The following is an 18,552-nucleotide window of genomic DNA, read 5'->3' as shown; positions in this document are numbered from 1 at the left end:
GGAAGACGGCAGGGTCCCGAAAGGGGCTCGGCACAGACGGAGTTGGCGGCCCATCAGGAGGGGCTGGACCGCCGGACGGCCGGGTCCGGCGGCCCGCAGCCGGATACGTCAGTGCGTCAGCGGGCGCGGCAGCTTCAGCAGCGTCACGGACGTCTCGATCCCGGAGTCGACCAGCCGGCCGTCCGCGTCGAAGGCGCCCGACCCGTCGGTCATCCCGAAGTCGTTGTCGTTGACGAGGGCGAGGGTGTCCCGCCCGGTCACCGCGACGCCCTCGATCTTCCCCGGCACACCCGCGACCCTGCCCAGATCGACGACGAGGCTCTTGCGCAGGACCGGGACGCCCGCGGCCGCCGGATCGGTCAGCTCCTCGTACGAGGGCGAAGCCGCCGGCGTGTCCCAGCGGGAACCGAGGATGCCACGGCCGTGGGGGAGCGTCACCCGGTGCAGCCGGGCCGCCCGGTCGGTGCGCTCCTCCACCAGGAGCTCGTCGCGTCCGATGGCGACGACCGAGGAGATCTTCAGCTCGGACGTGTCGTCCTCACCCGGGTCCACGACGTCCACCGCGTCGAAGCGGTAGGCGTACTCCGCCGTCACCGCGCGCTTCCCCGGCGAGAAGCGCAGCAGCCGCACGTTGCGGGAGGCCTCGCCCGCGTCCTGGTCGGGCAGCGAGAGAGGGCTCTGGACGGCGAGCACCAGATCGCCGCCCGGCAGCAGCGCCAGGCCCTCGAAACCGCGGTTGGTCTTCCGGTGGAGCAGGACTCCGGGGAGCGCCTCCACGACCGGGTAGTCCGCACCCTTGAGATTCAGGCCCCTGGGGACGTAGCGGGCCAGCACCCGGCCCCGGCCGGAGACGTGCACCAGCGACGGACCGTACTCGTCGACCAGCCAGAACGAGCCGTCCGCGACGCGGACGATGCCCTCCGTGTCCAGACCGTTCGGGTTGTACGCGAGCGGAGTCCCCGCGTCGTAGGAGTACGGGGCCTCGTCCCGGCCCTCCTGGTTGGAGAGGCCGGTGACGGGAGCACCGGAGCGCGTGGTCAGCGGGACGGCTTCCAGCACCCGGACGCGCCCGCCGCTCACCCGCACCTTGACGATCGCCGGGTCGAAGCCGGGGACGGGGAAGGTGCGCCGCTTGGTGCCGTCGACCTTGATCTGGCCGTTCGGGCCGCGGTCGGTGACGGTCCAGAACTCGCCCGTGCGGCCGGCCGGGTAGATGTCGCTGCCGATCCCGCCGAGCATCACACCGCGATCGTCCCCGACCGTCCCGGGCAGCAGCCCGTTGCTGAAGCCGGCCAGCGGGATGTCGGCGAGCACGGCGGTCGACGTGACCTTCGGTGCGCCGTCGGGGCGGTGGTGGCGGTCCTGCGCGCCGGTCGCGGTGCCTGCCACGCACACGGTGCCGAGCAGGGCGAGCGGCAGCCCGACGGCAAGGGATCGACGGACAACACGCGCGGACATGGAACCTCCTGAGGAGCGAACGGCCTGACGGCCGTCAGGTTCCGCCCCGCACCTCAACGAACGGTGACATCGAGTTGAACTCCCGGGCGGAACGCGGCGGCGGACAGGGGCTCTTCGCCCCGCCCGCCGCCGGTGATCCGCCGTCAGTCGTCGGCCGGGGCCGCGTCGGCCCACGCCGCCGCCGGATCCTCGTCGGACGGACCCGCCGGAACCCAGCGGCCGCTCTCCTTGCGGTACGGATACCAGCGCCCGTCCCGCCCGTAGCGCAGCTGGACCGTGCCGTCCGCCGACGTCCAGCGGTTGCGCTCGGCCCGCAGCCGGGGCGCCTCGTCCTCGTCCCAGGCCCCCGCGAGCCGCGTCCTGGCCCGGGCGAGGGCCGCCGCGTCCGGCGCCCACTCCTCGTCCAGCACGGTGAGCGCGGCGGCGCCGCCGTACTGCCAGGCGCGCACCGCCGCCGGCAGCCCGGCGCGCTGCCGCCCCGACCCGGCCGCCAGCCGGTTCACGATCCACGGTTCGGGCCGCGCCTCGGCCGCCAGCCGCACCGCGTCCTGCTCCGGCGTCAGCCCGGCCGGGACCGGCTGCTGACCGTGCCCCGGCGACAGCGCCGCCGCCAGCATCCGGTGGGCCCGCACGGCGCTGTCCGTGGCCAGCATCTCCAGGGCCGTCGGATCGAGCCCCGGTTCGGGGTCGGTCTCCGTGTCCAGCGAGGGTGACGTGCCCGGTTCGGCGGGCAGCGCCGGGGGAGGGGGCAGCGCCGGGAGAGCGCCGGCCGCCGCGTAGGCCGCTGCCGCCGGGACACCGCGCACGGCCGGGTCCTCGGCCTCCTCCGCGGGCGCATCGGCGGTGCCGGGCGGGCCCTGGGCCGTCGCCCTGGCCGCGATCCGCACCTGCAGTTCGTCCAGCAGCCGGCGTTCCCCCCGGCCGCGCATCAGGAGCAGGACGAACGGGTCCTGGTCCAGCAGCCGCGCCACCTGGTAGCAGAGGGCGGCGGTGTGCTGGCAGTGGTCCCACGCCTCGCAGGTGCACTCCGGGTCGAGATCGCCGATCCCCGGCAGCAGGTCGACCCCGGCCGCCGCCGCGTCCTCCACCAGATGCGGCGGCATCTCGCGGTCGAGCAGCGCGGCGATGTGCCCCGACCGTTCGACGGCCATGTCAAGGAAGCGGTCCCACTCCTCCTCGGTCAGCTCCTGGAGCAGCACATCGCTGCGGTGGCCGGACTCGTCCCGGATGACCGCGGTGATCCGGCCCGGCCGCACCGATACCGCACCGACGCGGCCCTCACGGGCGAACCGGCGGCCCTTCTTGAGCTGCTGGTTGTCGAGCGCGGTGTCCTCCAGGGCCTTCAGCCAGGCCTGGCCCCACCAGGACTCGGCGAAGCCGCGGCCGCGCGCGGGAGGCAGCGCGGCGAACGTGCGCTCCTGCTCGGGCGCCGGATCGTCCTGCCCGTCGCCTTCGTACCGGTCGTCGTATCCGTCCGACTCGTATCCGTCGCTCATCGCGCGCCCCCTCGCAGCTCCACCAGATCGGCCAGTTCCGCATCGCTGAGCTCGGTCAGGGCACTCTCGCCCGAACCGAGGACCGAGTCCGCGAGCCCCTGCTTGCGGGCGAGCATCTCCGCGATCCGGTCCTCGATCGTGCCCTCGGCGATCAGCCGGTGCACCTGCACGGGCTGGGTCTGGCCGATGCGGTACGCGCGGTCGGTGGCCTGCGCCTCGACCGCCGGGTTCCACCAGCGGTCGAAGTGCACCACATGGCCGGCCCGGGTGAGGTTGAGCCCGGTCCCGGCGGCCTTCAACGACAGGAGGAAGACCGGCGCACCGCCCGACTGGAACCGGTTGACCATGGCCTCGCGCGCGGCCACCGGCGTACCCCCGTGCAGGAACTGCGTCCCGATCCCCCGCGCCGCCAGATGCCGTTCCAGCAGCCGGGCCATCTGCACGTACTGGGTGAAGACCAGCACCCCGGCGCCCTCGGCGAGCATGGTGTCGAGCAGTTCGTCGAGCAGCTCGACCTTGCCCGAACGGTCCGCGATCCGCGGCTCCTCCTCCTTGAGGTACTGCGCGGGATGGTTGCAGATCTGCTTGAGGGCGGTCAGCAGTTTGACGACCAGGCCGCGCCGCGCCATCCCGTCCGCTTCGGAGATGGCCGCCAGGGTCTCGCGCACCACCGCCTCGTACAGGCCCGCCTGTTCCGGGGTCAGCGACACCGCGCGGTCCGTCTCGGTCTTGGGCGGCAGCTCCGGGGCGATGCCCGGATCCGACTTGCGCCGGCGCAGCAGGAACGGCCGTACCAGAGCGCCGAGGCGCTCGGCTGCCCCCGGATCGCTGCCGTCCTCCACGGCGCGCGCGTACCGGGTACGGAAGGTGCCGAGCCTGCCCAGCAGACCGGGGGTGGTCCAGTCGAGGATCGCCCACAGCTCGGAGAGGTTGTTCTCCACCGGGGTGCCGGTGAGGGCGACCCGTGCCCGCGCCCCGATGGTGCGGAGCTGCTTGGCCGTCGCCGAGTGCGGGTTCTTGACGTGCTGTGCCTCGTCGGCGACGACCATGCCCCACCGGACGGCCGCGAGCCGCGGCGCGTCGAGCCGCATCGTGCCGTAGGTGGTGAGGACGAACTCGCCGTCGGCCAGCTCCTCCAGGCTGCGCGATCCGCCGTGGAAGCGGCGGACCGGGGTGCCGGGGGCGAACTTCTCGATCTCCCGCTGCCAGTTGCCCATGAGTGACGTCGGGCAGACCACCAGGGTCGGTCCGGCGGCGTCCTCGAGGGTCTGGCGGTGCAGGTGCAGGGCGATCAGGGTGATGGTCTTGCCGAGCCCCATGTCGTCCGCGAGGCAGCCGCCGAGCCCCAGCGAGGTCATGGTGTGCAGCCAGTTCAGGCCACGGAGCTGGTAGTCCCGCAACGTCGCGGTGAGCGCGGCCGGCTGACCGACCGTCCGTTCCTCGTCCTGCCGGGACTCCGGATCGGCGACCCGCTGCCGCAGCCGCTCCAGCCAGCCGGTCGCCCGGACGTCGACCCGGTGGCCGTCGACCTCCGTGGAGCCGGTCAGTACGGCGCCGAGCGCGTCGATGGGTGTGACCTTGCGGTCCTGGGTCTCCCGGGCGCGACGCGCCTCCTCGGGATCGATCAGAACCCACTGGTCGCGCAGCCGGACCAGCGGCCTGCCCGCCTCGGCGAGCCGGTCGAGTTCGGCCCGGCTGAGCTGTTGGTCGCCCAGTGCGAACATCCAGTTGAACGCCAGCAGGGCGTCCGCGGACAGCAGGGGCGTGGTGTCCGAAACCTTTCCCCCGGCTGCTCGGTTTCCGTCCGGTCCGCCGTCGCCGTCCTCGTCGTCCGGGGGCCCGATCACGGCGCGGGCGGTCAGCTTGCCGGCCGTCAGTTCCCGGGGCCAGTGGACCTGGACTCCGGTCGCGGCGAGGGCCCGTGAGGCGGGGCCGAGGAGCTCGGCGATCTCCTCGTCGGCGGGTTCCACGGCGTCCGGTACGGCCGCCGACAGCAGCGGGGCCAGCGGCGGCCAGGCCCGGGCGGCCCGGCGCAGCATGAGCAGGGTGTCCATCCGGGCCCTCGGCCCGAAGGCCGCGGCGGCCGGTCCGGAGCCCGCCCAGATCTCGGCGGCGTCCGCGACCAGGCCCGGATCACTGACGCCGTGGATCTGCGGAACCACCCGGAACGAGGGACCGGACGCCCCGGCCGCCACCCCGGTGCGGTCCAGGCCGGACACCTCCACGCGCAACGAGAGCCGGACCCCCGCGTCGTGCCCCGCGGCGACATCGGCGACCCAGGCGCGCTGGCCGGGCAGATGCTGGGGGGCGTCCGCGGCGAACGCCGGGCCGCCCGCGGCGGACGACGCGGCCGGGGTGCGCGGCAGCCCGTCCGCGACCGCGTCGAGGAACGCCCTTACCAGGCCCTCCGGTTCGGGCAGCAGCAGCGGCTGGGACAGGGCGTCGACCGGCACCGCGTGGGCGGTCGGCGGCATGGCAGCGGCGAGGGTCCGGATCCGGGTCAGGTCGTCGGCGGTGAGCGGGCCGGCCCGCCAGGTGTCGTGATCCGTGGCGCTCAGTCCGGGCAGCAACAGCCCCCGGGCGGCGAACTGCAGGGCCAGCAGCCCCGCCGCCCCCCAGAACAGGGCCGCCGGTGAGGCGTGCGCGGCGGCCCGGGCGCGCGTGAGTACGGGAAGGGCGTCCCGCACCGGCAGGAGCCGGGCCGGCACCCCGTGGGGCAGACCGTCGGCGTCGGCGACAGTCAGTTCCCCGACCGTTCCCGGGGCCTCGGGCGGGCTGCTGCCGTCCGGGTACCAGAAGGCGACCCGCCCGGTCCGGGCGGGATCCGCGGGCAGGAAGACCACGGAACAGGCGGCGAGTGCGGAGATCTCGGAGAGCGTTGCTGCGGGGAGGCGGTGCACAGCGATGTCAGAGTCCTCAAATTTGACTAGTGGGCCGAGGTCGCCGAGGGTACTCCATCAATCGTTCCGGCGGCGGTGGTCGGTGTGTGATTCACCTCACCCGCGTATGTCCGGAATGTCTCCCAGGTGTGGCTGACCCCCCGTCGGAATGAGGGGGTTGGCACCAGGAAACCCGGGGTGTTGGCTCCATGGCTGCTATACATCTGCGACCCGTACGTTTCATCAGGTCAGCGCACCTATAAGACCGGAGACATCATGCCTCAGGCCGCAACCACTGTCGTGGAACGAACCCACGACAGTGCCGGAAGTACCGGAACTGCCGGAAATACCGGAAGCACCGGAAGTGCCGGAAGTGACTTCGCGCCACTGCTGCGGGCCGTGAAGGGGCAGGGACTCCTCGAACGGCGCACCGGCTGGTACGCGGCGGGCATCGGCGCCAACCTGCTCGCCCTGGGCGCGGTGATCACCGCGGTGGTCCTCCTCGGGAACACCTGGTGGACCCTGCTGCTCACGCTGCCCCTGGCCGTCATCTGGTCCCGCACCGCCTTCGTCGGGCACGACGCCGGCCACGCCCAGATAACCGGCGACCGCCGGGCGAGCCGGGCCATCGGCCTGCTCCACGCCAACCTGCTGCTCGGGATGAACGAAGCGTGGTGGAACGACAAGCACGTACGCCACCACGCCAACCCCAACCACATCGACAAGGACCCGGACGTCGGCGTCGGCGCCCTCGTCTGGACCCAGAAGCAGGCGGCCCAGCGAGAGGGCTTCGCCCGCTGGCTCACGCGCAACCAGGCCCGGCTGTTCTTCCCGATGCTGCTCCTCGAAGGCATCGCCCTGAAGATCTCCGGCTTCCAGTACCTGCGACAGCAGCCCGTCAGGGAGCGGGCCCTGTCCGGTCTGCTCCTGGTCGCGCACCTGGGCCTGTACGCCGCGCTCCTGCTCGGCGTCATGTCGCCCGGCAAGGCCGTCGTCTTCGCGCTCGTCCACCACGCGCTGTTCGGCCTCCACCTGGGCATGGCCTTCGCGCCCAACCACAAGGGCATGGAGATGCCCGACCCCGACGGAGACCGCTGGGGGCACCTCCAGCGCCAGGTCCTCACCTCGCGCAACGTGCGGGGTGCCGTCCTCACCGACTGGTTCCTGGGCGGACTCAACTACCAGATCGAGCACCACCTCTTCCCGAGCATGCCGCGCCCGCACCTGCGGCTGGCGCAGCCCCTGGTCAAGGCTCACTGCGAGGCGCTCGGCATGCCGTACGCCGAGACCGGACTCATCGAGTCCTACCGGCAGGCACTGGAGCACATGCACGAGGTCGGTGCCCCGCTGAGGTGAGGGGCGCGGATCCGGAACGGCCGCCGCCGCGGACTCGTCCGCGGCGGCTGGAACCGATGGGCACGCACAGGCGTTCTCACAACAGGAGCGGCCACTGGCCGCGAAGGAGGCGTGGACGATGTCGAACAGCGCGAAGATCGCCATCGGGGGAGTTGTCGTCGCAGTCGTCCTGATGCCGTTCATCGGGTTCTGGCTGTCACTGCTGGTGCTCATCGGGGTCCCCGCGATCGCTTATCTGGCCTTGGATCCGAGCCAGCGACGCAGGCTCCGTAGGATCACGCGTAAGGAGATAGGCCGCTGAGAGAGGACCTGCGCAGTGAGCGGGACAGTCACCGTCGTGAGCAGTAATGACACGTACAGCTTCACCAAGCCGAACCGGGACAGCATCACCCTGCTGACCGGGCTCGGTGTGGAGGGGGACGTGCACGCAGGAGTGACGGTCAAGCACCGCTCCAGGGTCGCGCAGGACCCCACACAGCCGAATCTGCGCCAGGTCCACCTCATCCACGAAGAGCTGTTCGGCGAACTGCGCGAGGCCGGCTTCGAGGTCGCCCCCGGCGATCTCGGGGAGAACGTCACCACCAGTGGTGTCGATCTGCTGGCCCTGCCCGTCGGCACCCTGCTGCACCTCGGCGACGAGGCCGTGGTCGAGGTCACCGGGCTGCGCAACCCGTGTCTCCAGATCGACAACTTCCAGGACGGACTGCTCAAGCAGGTCGTCGGCCGGAATGCGGAGGGCACCATCGTCCGCAAGGCCGGGATCATGAGCGTGGTCGCCGTGGGCGGCGTCGTGCACCCCGGGGACCGGGTGAAGGTGGAGCTCCCCGCGGAGCCCCACCGGCCGCTCGAACGGGTCTGACCCGGACCGAGGACGCCCTACGTGAGGGGGCCCGGGATCTTCTGATCCCGGGCCCCCTCACGTATGCATCGCGCCGCGCAGGTCAGGAGGGCCGGACCGCCAGCGCGTCCAGCGCCTCGAGGAGCTTCGGGAGCTCCGTCCCGCGCCCCACGGGCAGGATCTCGCCGGGCACCTCGTCGAGCAGCATGAAGGCGATGTCGTCGGTCCTGGCGACCATCGACCAGCCGGGGCCGTCGGCCCGGATCATCCGTGCGTCGCCGGGGGCGAAGGAGGAGCGGACGCGGCCGGGCGGCGGCGGCGCGTCGACGTAGGCGTGCGCCTCGGCCAGCGCCCTTCGTATGCCGGGGTGGGTGCCCGAGGCGTCGTCGTCGGGATCCGGCGAACCGGACTCCCCGTCCACGTCCTCCGAACGCGACTCCGGTTCCAGGTCCTCCGAGCGGGATTCCGCGTCCTCGCCCGCCCCCGAGTCGCCCGTCGCCCCGGCCCCGTCAGCCACCGCAGTCACCCCCGCCGAGGACTCCGCGCCCGGTCCGTCGTTCTCTGCCGCGTTCTCGTCACCCGCCCCGCCGCCACCCGCCGGTGCGAACGCCGTCGCGTCGTCGATCTGCTCCCGCCAGACCGCCCACTGCAGGGCGATCGCATCCGCCCCGAGCCGGCGCTGGGCGGGACCCCAGACATCGGTGGCGGGCGGGGCCAGGGGCGGCAGGTCCTCGCCGTCCGCCTCCGGGTCCGGCGCCGGATCGTGCGGGGCGGGCACGCCGGGAGCGGCGACCGCCAGGGCGAGCGGCCATCCGGGCAGGGCGGAGACCACCGAGCGGTCGTCCGGTGACAGGTCGTACTCCATTCCGCAGTCCCAGGAGGCTATGGCCACGGCCACCAGGGACACGTCGTCCACGACCACGGTCCACCGGGCCCCGTCGCTGTCCTGGCCCATCACCAGGCCGTAGCCCTCGGCGTACGGTTCGAGGCCCAGGGCCGCGCACGCCGCCGGGTAGTCGTCGCCGAGGACACTCGGGAACTGGGCAGGGGTCAGCAGGACCGCGGTCAGCACGTACAGTGCGTCGTCGTCGGCGACTGTGTTGTCCGTCCCGGCCACTGCACCCTCCTCTTCCGTCACCTTTGTCGTCGGCGCACCTTAACCAGTGGGTAACCCGCTCGTCGAGGCCCTGACAAGGCAGGATGCGGCCCGGCCGCGGCCGGCCGCTCCGGCTCAGTCGTCCGCAAGGCCGAGCAGGGTGCGCGCCACCGCCTCCGGGGATTCGTCGCGCTCGCGGGCGAGCGCGATGACGGCCCGGCAGGCCAGTTCGCCGACGCCGAAGGAGAGCGCCTCCGGCGACACCCAGCCACTGGCCTCGTCCATGCGCTCCTGGTCGTCCTCCACCGATGCCGCGACGAACGTGGCGGCCGCCTCGAAGAGGTTGTGCTGCCGGCGGGCCGCGGTCCGGGTGGGGGCGGCGGGTCTGCCGTCCTTGCGCCCGGGGGCCACGGCTCTGCGCAATATGCCGAACATGCCGCTCATGGGGATCGCCCTTCGTCGAAGTGTGCGCGGGGGCGGACGCCACAGGCACCTGAGGTGTACCTGCCGCTCTGTCCGCCGTGCGTACTCACCGTCCTGCCCGCACGCGTAGGCTTGGACACTCGACCGGGACGAAGGAGCTGTGCCGTGAAGCGTTTCGACCGGCTGAAGCACATCCAACGCCTCGATCCGGAGCGGGACTTCCTGGAGATCTACCGGATCACGGCGACGTACGAGTTCCCGTGGGACATCACCCGCGCCCTCGAACTGGCCCTGTACCGCACGTATGCCGTCCCCTCCATCGGCCGACTCCTTTCGGAGACCGCCGAACTGACGGACCGGTCGCAGAAGCGCTACGACGACACCGCGCTGCTCCTGGACACCGTCGTCGAGCACGGCTTCGAGAGCGAACCGGGGCGCACGGCGATCCGCCGGATCAACCGGATGCACCGCAGCTACGACATCAGCAACGACGACATGCGCTATGTGCTGTGCACCTTCGTCGTCACCCCGAAGCGCTGGCTCGACGCCTACGGCTGGCGCCGGCTGTCCGACCACGAACTGCGGGCGTGCGCCGCCTACTACCGGACCCTGGGCGCGCACATGGGGATCAGCGGCCTGCCGCAGACGTACGAGGACTTCGAGCGCACCCTCGACACCTATGAGGAGGCGCACTTCGGCTGGGACGAAGGTGCGCGCGCGGTGTCGGACGCCACCCTGGACCTCATGGCGTCCTGGTATCCGCGCCCCCTCGCGCCGGTCGTGCGGGGCGCGAGCCTCGCGCTTCTCGACGACTCGCTGCTGCGGGCCTTCCGTTACGAACGTCCGGGTGCGGCGGCCCGCTCGCTCACCCGTGGCGCCCTGCACCTGAGGGCTCGCGCGGTACGGCTGCTGCCGCCACGCGGGAAGCCGCACTACGCCCGGCAGAACCCGGAGATCAAGGGATACCCGGGCGGATACGAGGTGGCCGCGCTCGGCACCTTCCCCACGCCCGGCGCCGGGGGCTGCCCGGTCCGGCACCTGAGCCGTCCGGACGCCCCGGCCGAGTGACCGGACCGCCGGCGAGGCGGGTCAGCCGGCCCGTTCGGCCAGAGCGAGGAAGCGGGTGTCCTCGTCGGCGTACAGGGTGAGGTGCCAGCCCGAACCGGCCAGCAGCGGACGGAGGCGGGGCTCGGCCCGCAGGTCGTCATCGGTGAGCCTGCGGCCGTGCCGTGCGGCGAGCGACGCCCGGCCGATGGGATGGAACAGCGCCAGGACCCCGCCCGGCCGCACCACCCGCGCCAGTTCGGCCAGATCCGGTCCCGGGCGCGACAGGTGCGAGATCAGCCCGGCCGCGAACACCGCGTCGAGCGACCGTGACCTCAGCGGCAGCCGGGCGGCGTCGGCCTGGAGCAGCAGTCCGCTGCCGCCGCGCCCGGCACGCGCCGCCGACTCCAGCATGGCCGCGGTGAGATCGGCGCCCAGCACCGTGCCCCGGGGGCCGACGGCGGCCCGCAGGGCGGGCATCGCACGTCCCGTACCGCATCCCGCGTCGAGCACCGCATCGCCGGGACGAAGCGCCAGAGCGGCCACCGCGGCGTCGAACGCCGGTCCGTCAGCGGGAAAGCGTGTGTCCCAGTCCGCCGCGCGCGCGGTGAAGAACTCCTGGACGTGTGTGTGGTCATCGGCCATACGGACATGATCGCGCAGCCGCCGCCCGAACGAAACGTCGCGAATCGGTGTGCACGTTCGACCACGGTGCGATCGTTGGGGAACATCTCTCTGTCATATCTCGGCAGCTTTCGAATGCGCCCGGGGCGCGCGCACCGGCGCGACTAGCGTCCCCGAGTCATGGGACACCTGGACCACGCCACCTTCGGCTGGCTGACACCGCTGCTGTCGTACGCGATGGCCTGCATCGGCGCCGCGCTCGGCCTGAGCTGCACCGTGCGCGCGCTCGACACGACCGGGCGCTCGCGCCGCAACTGGCTGATCACGGCAGCGTCCGCGATCGGCTCCGGCATCTGGACCATGCACTTCGTCGCGATGCTCGGTTTCGGCGTGTACGGAACCGACATCCGCTACAACGTCCCGCTGACCCTCCTCAGCCTGCTCGGCGCCATGGTGGTGGTCGGCGGCGGCGTCTTCGCCGTCGGATACAGCCGTGACCGGACCAGGGCGCTGCTGCTCGGCGGGTTCGCCACCGGGCTCGGCGTCGCCAGCATGCACTACCTCGGCATGGCGGCACTCCGGCTGCACGGCACCGTCCACTACGACCCGCTGCGGGTCGTCCTCTCCGTCGTCATCGCGGTCATCGCCGCGACGGCCGCGCTGTGGGCCGCGCTCAACATCAGGTCGACGCGCGCCGTGGCCCTCGCCTCCCTCGTCATGGGCGCGGCGGTCAGCAGCATGCACTACACCGGAATGCTGGCCGTGACCGTGCAGGTCACGCCCTCGGGAAGCGCACTCCACGGGGCCACCGCCATGCAGTTCATCTTCCCGCTCGCCGTCGGCCTCGGCTCGTACCTCTTCCTCACCTCGGCGTTCGTGGCACTCTCCCCGACCGCCCCGGAACGCGCCGCGTACGTCCACGCCGAGCGTGCGGAGGCACCCGCCGACCCGGTGTCCGCTCCCGGGGCGGGCCCGTCCGCACGAGTCCCGGACCTCCGGCCCCGGCGCGCCCCGAAGCGCCCGGACGCCGCACCCGCCGGCACCCGTTGACGACCGGACCGCCCCGCCCCAACTCCACCCACTCCACCCACCCAGCTCCGAACCGGAACGAGGAGGCCATGCGCCCACCCCGCACGACCCCGGACACCGGTGCCTCCGATGCCCGGACCGGCACCCCGTCGGCGCCGTCGGCCCGAGGCCGCCGCGCGCACGCCGGACCGCCCGCCGACGAGAGCGCCGAGCACGACGGACCGCAGCACACCGCGGGCATATCGGCCCCGCGCGGACGCCGGACGCTGCGCCCCAGGACCGTACGGGCGAAGATCATCTCGCTGCTCATGGTGCCGGTCGTCTCCCTGCTGGCCCTGTGGGGCTTCGCCACCGTGTCCGCGGCCCAGGACGTGGCGCGGCTGCGCCAGTTGCAGCGGGTGGACGACGAGGTCAGGGCGCCGGTGGCGGCGGCGGTCGCCGCACTGCAGAGCGAACGCAAGGCGGCCATGGTCCAGGCGGCCGATCCCAGCAGCGCACACGCCTCCGCCCTGGACCAGAGCGCCGGGGACACCGACACCGCCCTCAAGGCGCTGCGGCTCGGCGACGGCCACACCATCGCCGACACCGGCAGCCTTCCCGGCGGCGTGGCCGGGCGGCTCGACCACTTCCTCGGCCTCGCCCAGGACCTGCGGACGGACCGGGGAGCCGCGAAGGGCGCCGAAGGGGACGAGGACGCGGTGTACGACCGGTACACCGCGACGGTCACCGCCGCCTTCGCCGTCTCCGGAGCCCTCACCGGCATCCAGGACGACGCCCTCGGCTCCGACGCCCGTGTCCTGCTCGAACTCGCCCGCGCCGACGAGATGCTGGCCCGTGAGGACGCCCTGCTGAACACCGCCGCCCGGGCCGGAACCCTCCAGGACGGCCCGCTTCGGCTCTTCACCGGAGCGGTGGCGACCCGGCGCAGCCTCACCGAGACCGCGGGCGTCGATCTGCCCGCCACCGAACGCGCCGCGTGGCGCGCGTTCACCGCCCGGCCCGCCTACCGCAGCATCCAGGCGGCGGAGGACCAGGTGCTCGCCGCGGCTCCCGGCCGGGCGGCCGCAGGCGCGGTCCGCGCCGCCGACTGGCAGCGTGCCGCCGACGACGTCAGGGGCGAACTGCGCAGCATCGGCACCGGTGCCGGGGAACGCGCCGCCGACCGTGCCGACCCCCTCGCCCACGGGCTGTTCAGCCCGTCCGGCGCGGCCGTCGTCTTCGGCTTCGTCGCCGTCGCCGCCTCCCTGGTGATCTCCGTCCGCATCGGGCGCGCGCTCGTCGTGGAGCTGGTCAGCCTCCGCAACAGCGCCCTGGAGATCGCCCGGCGCAAACTGCCCCTGGCCATGCAGCGGCTGCGCGCGGGCGAGGAGCTCGACATCCGGGCCGAGGCGCCACCGGGGCTGGCCTCCCACGACGAGATCGGCCAGGTCGGCGAGGCCCTCGGCACGGTCCACCGGGCCGCCCTCAGCGCAGCCGTCGAGCGCGCCGAGCTCGCGGACGGCATCTCCGGCGTCTTCGTCAACCTCGCCCGGCGCAGCCAGGTGCTGGTCCACCGTCAGCTGAACCTCCTGGACAGCATGGAGCGGCGCGCCGACGACCCCGACGAGCTGAGCGACCTCTTCCGGCTCGACCACCTCACCACCCGGATGCGCCGGCATGCCGAGAGCCTGATCATCCTGTCCGGCGCCGCACCCGGCCGGGCCTGGCGCATGCCCGTGCCCCTGACCAACGTGGTGCGCGCCGCCGTCTCCGAGATCGAGGACTACGCCCGGGTGGAGGTCAGCCGGCTGCCCGACGCCGCGGTGAAGGGCACGGCCGTCGCCGACCTCACCCACCTGCTCGCCGAACTCGTCGAGAACGCCGCGCAGTTCTCGCCCCCGCACACCAAGGTCCGCATCACCGGCGAGCCCGTGGGCAACGGCTACGCGCTGGAGATCGAGGACCGCGGCCTCGGCATGGGGCCGGAGCTGCTGGGCGAGGCCAACCGCCGCATCGAGCAGGCGGAGGCGCTCGACCTCTTCGACAGCGACCGGCTCGGCCTCTTCGTCGTCAGCCGCCTCGCCGTACGGCACCACGTCAAGGTCCAGCTGCGCACCTCTCCGTACGGCGGCACGACGGCCGTGGTCCTGCTCCCCACGGCACTGCTGCAGACCGCGCTGCCCCCCGCCGAGGAGCAGACGGCGCCGCAGAAGGCATCGGCCGAGCGCCGGGACGAGCACGAGCGCACCTCGTTCGGCCCCGGCCCTCGTGCCGTACGGGCGCAGAACACGGCCTTCCCGGCGCCCGTACCGGTCCCCGCCCTGGAGTCCCGCACGGGTCCGGCGGGGGCCCAGGTGACCTCACTGCGACCCCGCCGGGCGGAGAACAGGAGCGAGCCGCGGCCGTCCGCCGCCGAGCACGCCGGCGACGACACCCTGCCCCGCCGGGTGCGGCAGGCCAGCCTCGTGCCGCAACTGCGCGAGGAGCCACGGCCCGAGCCGCCGCCGGGCGGCGGACCGGCCGAGGGCGCGGCCGCACCGCGCACCCCCGAACAGGCCAGGGACCGCATGACCGCCTACCGGGCCGGCTGGGTGCGCGGCGGCGGAACCGCCCCCGGCGCACCGGCGCCCGTACCGACCACCACCGAACCCCGCCCGAGCGGCGAAGGAGACCCTGCATGATCGCGAACGACAGGACCGGGGTGCCCCGCAGATCCGGCGAACTCGACTGGCTGCTGGACGATCTGGTGACCCGGGTCGGCGAGGTCCGGCACGCGGTCGTGCTCTCCGGCGACGGGCTGGCGGTCGGCGCGTCCAGCGCGCTGAGCCGTGAGGACGCCGAGCACCTGGCGGCGGTCGCCTCCGGGTTCCACAGCCTGGCCAAGGGCGCGGGACGCCACTTCAGGGCGGGCGACGTGCGCCAGACGATGGTCGAGATGGACGACGGCTTCCTGTTCGTCGCCGCCGCGGGGGAGGGGTCCTGCCTCGCCGTCCTCAGCACGGCCTTCGCCGACATCGGCCTGGTCGCCTACGAGATGGCCCGGCTCGTCAAGCGGGTCGGCGAGCACCTGCGTACCCCGGCGCGCTTCGCCGAGCACCCGTCAGCCGGCTGAAGGAGACCGATACCGCAGTGTCCAGGACCGACGAGGGCCCGGGAGCCCCCGACCCGTACGAACTGCCGGGCAGTCAGTGGTACGACGCCGACGCGGGCCCGCTGGTCCGTCCGTACGCCATGACCGGTGGCCGCACCGAATCCGGCCCGGGCGGCGAGCACTTCGACCTGATCGCGCTCGTCACCTTCGACGAATCCGTGTCCGGGAGTTCCGACGACGCGCTGCTGGGACCGGAGCACCGCACCCTGCTGACGCTGTGCCGGACCGAGACGCAGTCGGTCGCCGAACTGTCCGCCGACGCCGACCTGCCGGTCGGTGTCGTGCGCGTGCTCCTCGGCGACCTGCTCGAATCGGGCTACGTCACGGTCAGCCGCCCCGTACCACCGGCGCAGCTGCCCGACGAGCGCATCCTCCGCGAGGTGATCAACGGCCTGCGGGCGCTGTGACGGGACGCGGGAGCGTGCCTAGGAGCGCCGCTCCTCGGGACGCAGATGCGTCAGCTCGTCGTTCATCGCCTCCAGGAAGCGGACGACGACGAGCAGTTCGTCCTCGTCGAACTGCCGGCGGGCCGCGTCCGTGCTCGCGGCCAGCGGCATGAAGAAGTCGCGCGCGACCAGCTTCGCCGCCGGGGCGTAGTGCAGATGCACCACCCGGCGGTCGCCGCTGTCCCGGGACCGGCGGACATGACCCGCGCGCTCCAGCCGGTCCAGGCAGGCCGTCACCGCACCCGAGGTGAGATCGAGCTGCTCGCGAAGCCGTCCCGGGGTCATGGCCGATCCCGCCTCGCCGTGGTCGGCGTCCAGGATGGCGATGAGCGCCTGCACGTCCGTCGGGTGGAGCCCCTGCTTCTGGGCGAACTCATGGGTGAGCCGGTTGAACTCGCTGTTCATACGGCGCAGCAGCACGGCGAACGACTGAAGCCCCGTGGGACTGTCGCTCCTGCCTCTGTCCGGGCCCTCGTCTGCGGTGCGCATACCCCTACACTAATATCTCTCGATCATTGAGATAATGAATGATCGAGAGATATCCGTCGTGCGTCGACCCATGGGGAACCAATGAAGCCCGCATCACGGCACCGCATCGTCCGATGGCTGGTGCCCCTGGCCCTGCTCGTCGTCTGGCTGGGCATCGGCGGGACGCTGGGCCCGTACGCCGGAAAACTCGGCGAGGTGGCCACCAACGACCAGGCCGCCTTCCTGCCGCGCAGCGCCGAGTCCACCCGCGTCGCCGAGGCCCAGAAGGCCTTCCAGCAGTCGGCGACCGTACCCGCGATCGTCGTGTGGACCGGCGGCGCGGACGGGATTCCCGCCGGTGGGCAGAAGGCCGCCACCAAGGCCCTCGCCTCCCTGGCGGGGGAGCCCGGAGTCGTCGGAACGCCCTCGCCCGCACTGCCGTCCGACGACGGCCGGGCGCTCTCCGGCGTCGTCCAGCTCCGCTCCGATCTGGGCGACGCACTGCCGGACACCCTCGACCGGGTACGCGCGGCGGCCGGTGCGGTGGCGGGCACGACCGTGGGGATCGCCGGGCCCGCGGCCAGTCAGGCCGATCTGAAGGACGCGTTCGCGGGGATCGACGGTCTGCTCCTGGGCGTGGCGCTGGCCGCGGTGCTGGTGATCCTGCTGCTCGTCTACCGCAGTCTGCTGCTGCCGTTCCTGATCATCATCAGCGCCGTCCTCGCCCTCGGGCTGGCCTGCGCCGTCGTCTACGCCCTCGCGGACCACGACCTGGTCCGCGTGGACGGGCAGGTCCAGGGCATCCTCTCGATCCTGGTGATCGGCGCGGCCACCGACTACGCCCTGCTGCTCACCGCCCGCTTCCGGGAGGAACTCGCCGGACACGGCGACCGGACGGCCGCAGCCCTGGCCGCGCTCCGCCGCTCCTTCGGAGCGATCTCCGCGAGCGCCGCCACCGTGGCGCTGGGCCTGCTCGCGCTCCTGCTCAGCGATCTGACCAACAACCGGGCGCTGGGGCCGGTCGGCGCCATCGGCATCGTCTGCGCGGTGCTGAGCACCTGCACGTTCCTTCCCGCGGTGCTGGTCCTGTGCGGCCGGGCCGCGTACTGGCCGGCCAAGCCGCGCCAGGCGGACGAGGAGACCGGCGGGCGCGGCATCTGGCGCCGGGTCGCCGCGCGGGTGGACCGCACCCCGCGCAAGGTGTGGGTGTCCACGACGCTCGTCCTCGTCGCCTGCGCGGCGTTCGCCCCCACCCTCAAGTCGCAGGGCGTGCCCCTGGACGAGATCTTCGTGAACGACGCCCCGTCCGTCTCGGCCCAGGCCGCGCTCGGCAAGCACTTCCCCGGCGGTTCGGGCAATCCCGCCGTCGTCGTCGCGGCGGCCGGCCGTGCCGACGAGGTGACCGCCGCGGCCGGGGGGACGCCCGGTGTGGCCTCGGCCGCGCCCGTCACCGCGTCCGGCCGTCCGGGCGGGGGTGCCCCCCTCGTGGTCGACGGCCGGGTACGGATCGACGCGACCCTGGAGGACGCCGCGGACAGCGACGCGGCCAAGGCGACGGTCCAGCGCCTGCGCACCGCGGTGCACGGCGTGACCGGAGCCGACGCCCTGGTCGGCGGATACACCGCGCAGCAGTACGACACGCAGGAGACCGCCGAACGCGACCGCGGCATCATCGTGCCGGTGGTGCTCGTCATCATCCTGCTGATCCTGATGGGGCTGCTGCGCTCGGTGCTGGTGCCGGTGCTGCTGGTCGCCACCGTGGGGCTCAACTTCCTCGCGACGCTCGGGGTTTCCGCCCTCGTCTTCAAGCACGTCTTCGGCTTCAGCGGCACCGACGCCTCCGTGCCGCTCTACGGATTCGTCTTCCTGGTGGCCCTGGGCGTCGACTACAACATCTTCCTGATGTCACGCGTCCGGGAGGAGGCGCTGGAGCACGGGGCCCGGCAGGGTGTGCTCCGCGGGCTGGTCAGCACGGGCGGTGTCATCACGTCGGCGGGCGTGGTGCTGGCCGCCACCTTCGCGGCGCTGATCGTCATCCCGCTGGCGTTCCTGGCCCAGATCGCCTTCATCGTGGCCTTCGGTGTGCTGCTGGACACCCTGGTGGTGCGGTCGCTGCTGGCCCCGGCCCTGGTCGTGGACATCGGCCCCAGGGCCTGGTGGCCGAGCCGGATCAGCCGGATCCCGGCCGGAAAGGGGTCCCGGGAGTGAACTGCGCGGGCCCCGGTCCCGTCCCCGGAGTTCACGGGGCGGGGCCGGGGCCCGCGC

16 protein-coding genes are annotated in these 18,552 nt (G+C 73.1%); 9 read left to right on the top strand and 7 right to left on the bottom strand.

From position 1 onward, the window contains the following. Positions 1-108: 108 nt before the first annotated feature. From OG521_01985 to OG521_01975, 3 genes are all read right to left on the bottom strand, one after another. Positions 109-1,458, bottom strand: a complete 1,350-nt coding sequence (locus tag OG521_01985; GenBank protein ID WUW19613.1) for an esterase-like activity of phytase family protein — start codon at positions 1,456-1,458, stop codon at positions 109-111. 143 nt (positions 1,459-1,601) lie between these two features. Continuing rightward, positions 1,602-2,954 carry an SWF or SNF family helicase gene (locus OG521_01980; GenBank protein ID WUW19612.1) on the bottom strand — a complete coding sequence of 451 codons (1,353 nt, stop codon included), beginning with the start codon at positions 2,952-2,954 and terminating at the stop codon, positions 1,602-1,604. Continuing rightward, positions 2,951-5,854: a DEAD/DEAH box helicase gene (locus OG521_01975; GenBank protein ID WUW19611.1), complete on the bottom strand. Its 2,904-nt coding sequence runs from the start codon at positions 5,852-5,854 to the stop codon at positions 2,951-2,953. Before OG521_01975 ends, OG521_01980 begins: the two co-directional genes overlap by 4 nt. A gap of 255 nt (positions 5,855-6,109) precedes the next feature. Here OG521_01975 and OG521_01970 point away from each other — a divergent pair, with 255 nt between their 5' ends. From OG521_01970 to OG521_01960, 3 genes are all read left to right on the top strand, one after another. After that, positions 6,110-7,189, top strand: a complete 1,080-nt coding sequence (locus tag OG521_01970) for an acyl-CoA desaturase (GenBank protein ID WUW19610.1) — start codon at positions 6,110-6,112, stop codon at positions 7,187-7,189. A 118-nt stretch (positions 7,190-7,307) separates the two neighbouring features. Next, positions 7,308-7,490 (top strand): hypothetical protein, encoded by a 183-nt coding sequence (locus OG521_01965; protein ID WUW19609.1) that lies wholly within the window; start codon positions 7,308-7,310, stop codon positions 7,488-7,490. Positions 7,491-7,505: 15 nt separating this feature from the next. Further along, positions 7,506-8,048: an MOSC domain-containing protein gene (locus OG521_01960; GenBank protein WUW19608.1), complete on the top strand. Its 543-nt coding sequence runs from the start codon at positions 7,506-7,508 to the stop codon at positions 8,046-8,048. A gap of 82 nt (positions 8,049-8,130) precedes the next feature. Here the strand turns inward: OG521_01960 and OG521_01955 are convergent, their stop codons facing one another. Then, on the bottom strand, positions 8,131-9,144 hold the full coding sequence (locus tag OG521_01955; GenBank protein WUW19607.1) for a hypothetical protein: 1,014 nt from the start codon (positions 9,142-9,144) through the stop codon (positions 8,131-8,133). A 114-nt stretch (positions 9,145-9,258) separates the two neighbouring features. Continuing rightward, on the bottom strand, positions 9,259-9,567 hold the full coding sequence (locus OG521_01950) for a hypothetical protein (protein WUW19606.1): 309 nt from the start codon (positions 9,565-9,567) through the stop codon (positions 9,259-9,261). Positions 9,568-9,711: 144 nt separating this feature from the next. On the opposite strand from OG521_01950, the gene OG521_01945 reads away from it, so the two are divergent. Beyond that, a complete protein-coding gene (locus tag OG521_01945) occupies positions 9,712-10,614 on the top strand; it encodes a DUF2236 domain-containing protein (GenBank protein WUW19605.1) in 903 nt (300 codons plus the stop codon). A 21-nt stretch (positions 10,615-10,635) separates the two neighbouring features. Here OG521_01945 and OG521_01940 read toward each other — a convergent pair whose 3' ends face one another. Then, entirely contained in the window at positions 10,636-11,235 is a 600-nt protein-coding gene (locus OG521_01940) for a class I SAM-dependent methyltransferase (protein ID WUW19604.1), read from the bottom strand. 159 nt (positions 11,236-11,394) lie between these two features. Between OG521_01940 and OG521_01935 the strand changes: the two genes are divergently transcribed. The 4 genes from OG521_01935 to OG521_01920 all read left to right on the top strand — a co-directional run bounded on the left by OG521_01935 (position 11,395) and on the right by OG521_01920 (position 15,780). Beyond that, positions 11,395-12,264, top strand: coding sequence for a hypothetical protein (locus OG521_01935; GenBank protein WUW19603.1), 870 nt, complete (start codon positions 11,395-11,397; stop codon positions 12,262-12,264). A 68-nt stretch (positions 12,265-12,332) separates the two neighbouring features. Beyond that, positions 12,333-14,903 (top strand): nitrate- and nitrite sensing domain-containing protein, encoded by a 2,571-nt coding sequence (locus OG521_01930; GenBank protein ID WUW19602.1) that lies wholly within the window; start codon positions 12,333-12,335, stop codon positions 14,901-14,903. After that, positions 14,900-15,334, top strand: coding sequence for a roadblock/LC7 domain-containing protein (locus tag OG521_01925; protein ID WUW19601.1), 435 nt, complete (start codon positions 14,900-14,902; stop codon positions 15,332-15,334). The genes OG521_01930 and OG521_01925 overlap by 4 nt, the downstream gene beginning before the upstream one ends. Positions 15,335-15,351: 17 nt before the next feature. Next, positions 15,352-15,780: a DUF742 domain-containing protein gene (locus tag OG521_01920; protein ID WUW19600.1), complete on the top strand. Its 429-nt coding sequence runs from the start codon at positions 15,352-15,354 to the stop codon at positions 15,778-15,780. A gap of 18 nt (positions 15,781-15,798) precedes the next feature. Here OG521_01920 and OG521_01915 read toward each other — a convergent pair whose 3' ends face one another. Continuing rightward, positions 15,799-16,308: a MarR family winged helix-turn-helix transcriptional regulator gene (locus OG521_01915; GenBank protein WUW19599.1), complete on the bottom strand. Its 510-nt coding sequence runs from the start codon at positions 16,306-16,308 to the stop codon at positions 15,799-15,801. Positions 16,309-16,389: 81 nt separating this feature from the next. Here OG521_01915 and OG521_01910 point away from each other — a divergent pair, with 81 nt between their 5' ends. Continuing rightward, positions 16,390-18,495 carry an MMPL family transporter gene (locus OG521_01910; GenBank protein ID WUW19598.1) on the top strand — a complete coding sequence of 702 codons (2,106 nt, stop codon included), beginning with the start codon at positions 16,390-16,392 and terminating at the stop codon, positions 18,493-18,495. Positions 18,496-18,552 lie beyond the last annotated feature (57 nt).

Source organism: Streptomyces sp. NBC_01463, assembly GCA_036227345.1.
Classification (GTDB): Bacteria; Actinomycetota; Actinomycetes; order Streptomycetales; family Streptomycetaceae; genus Streptomyces.
The sequence above is the reverse complement of the archived record's forward strand: the minus strand, read 5'-3'. Positions and strand labels throughout refer to the sequence as shown.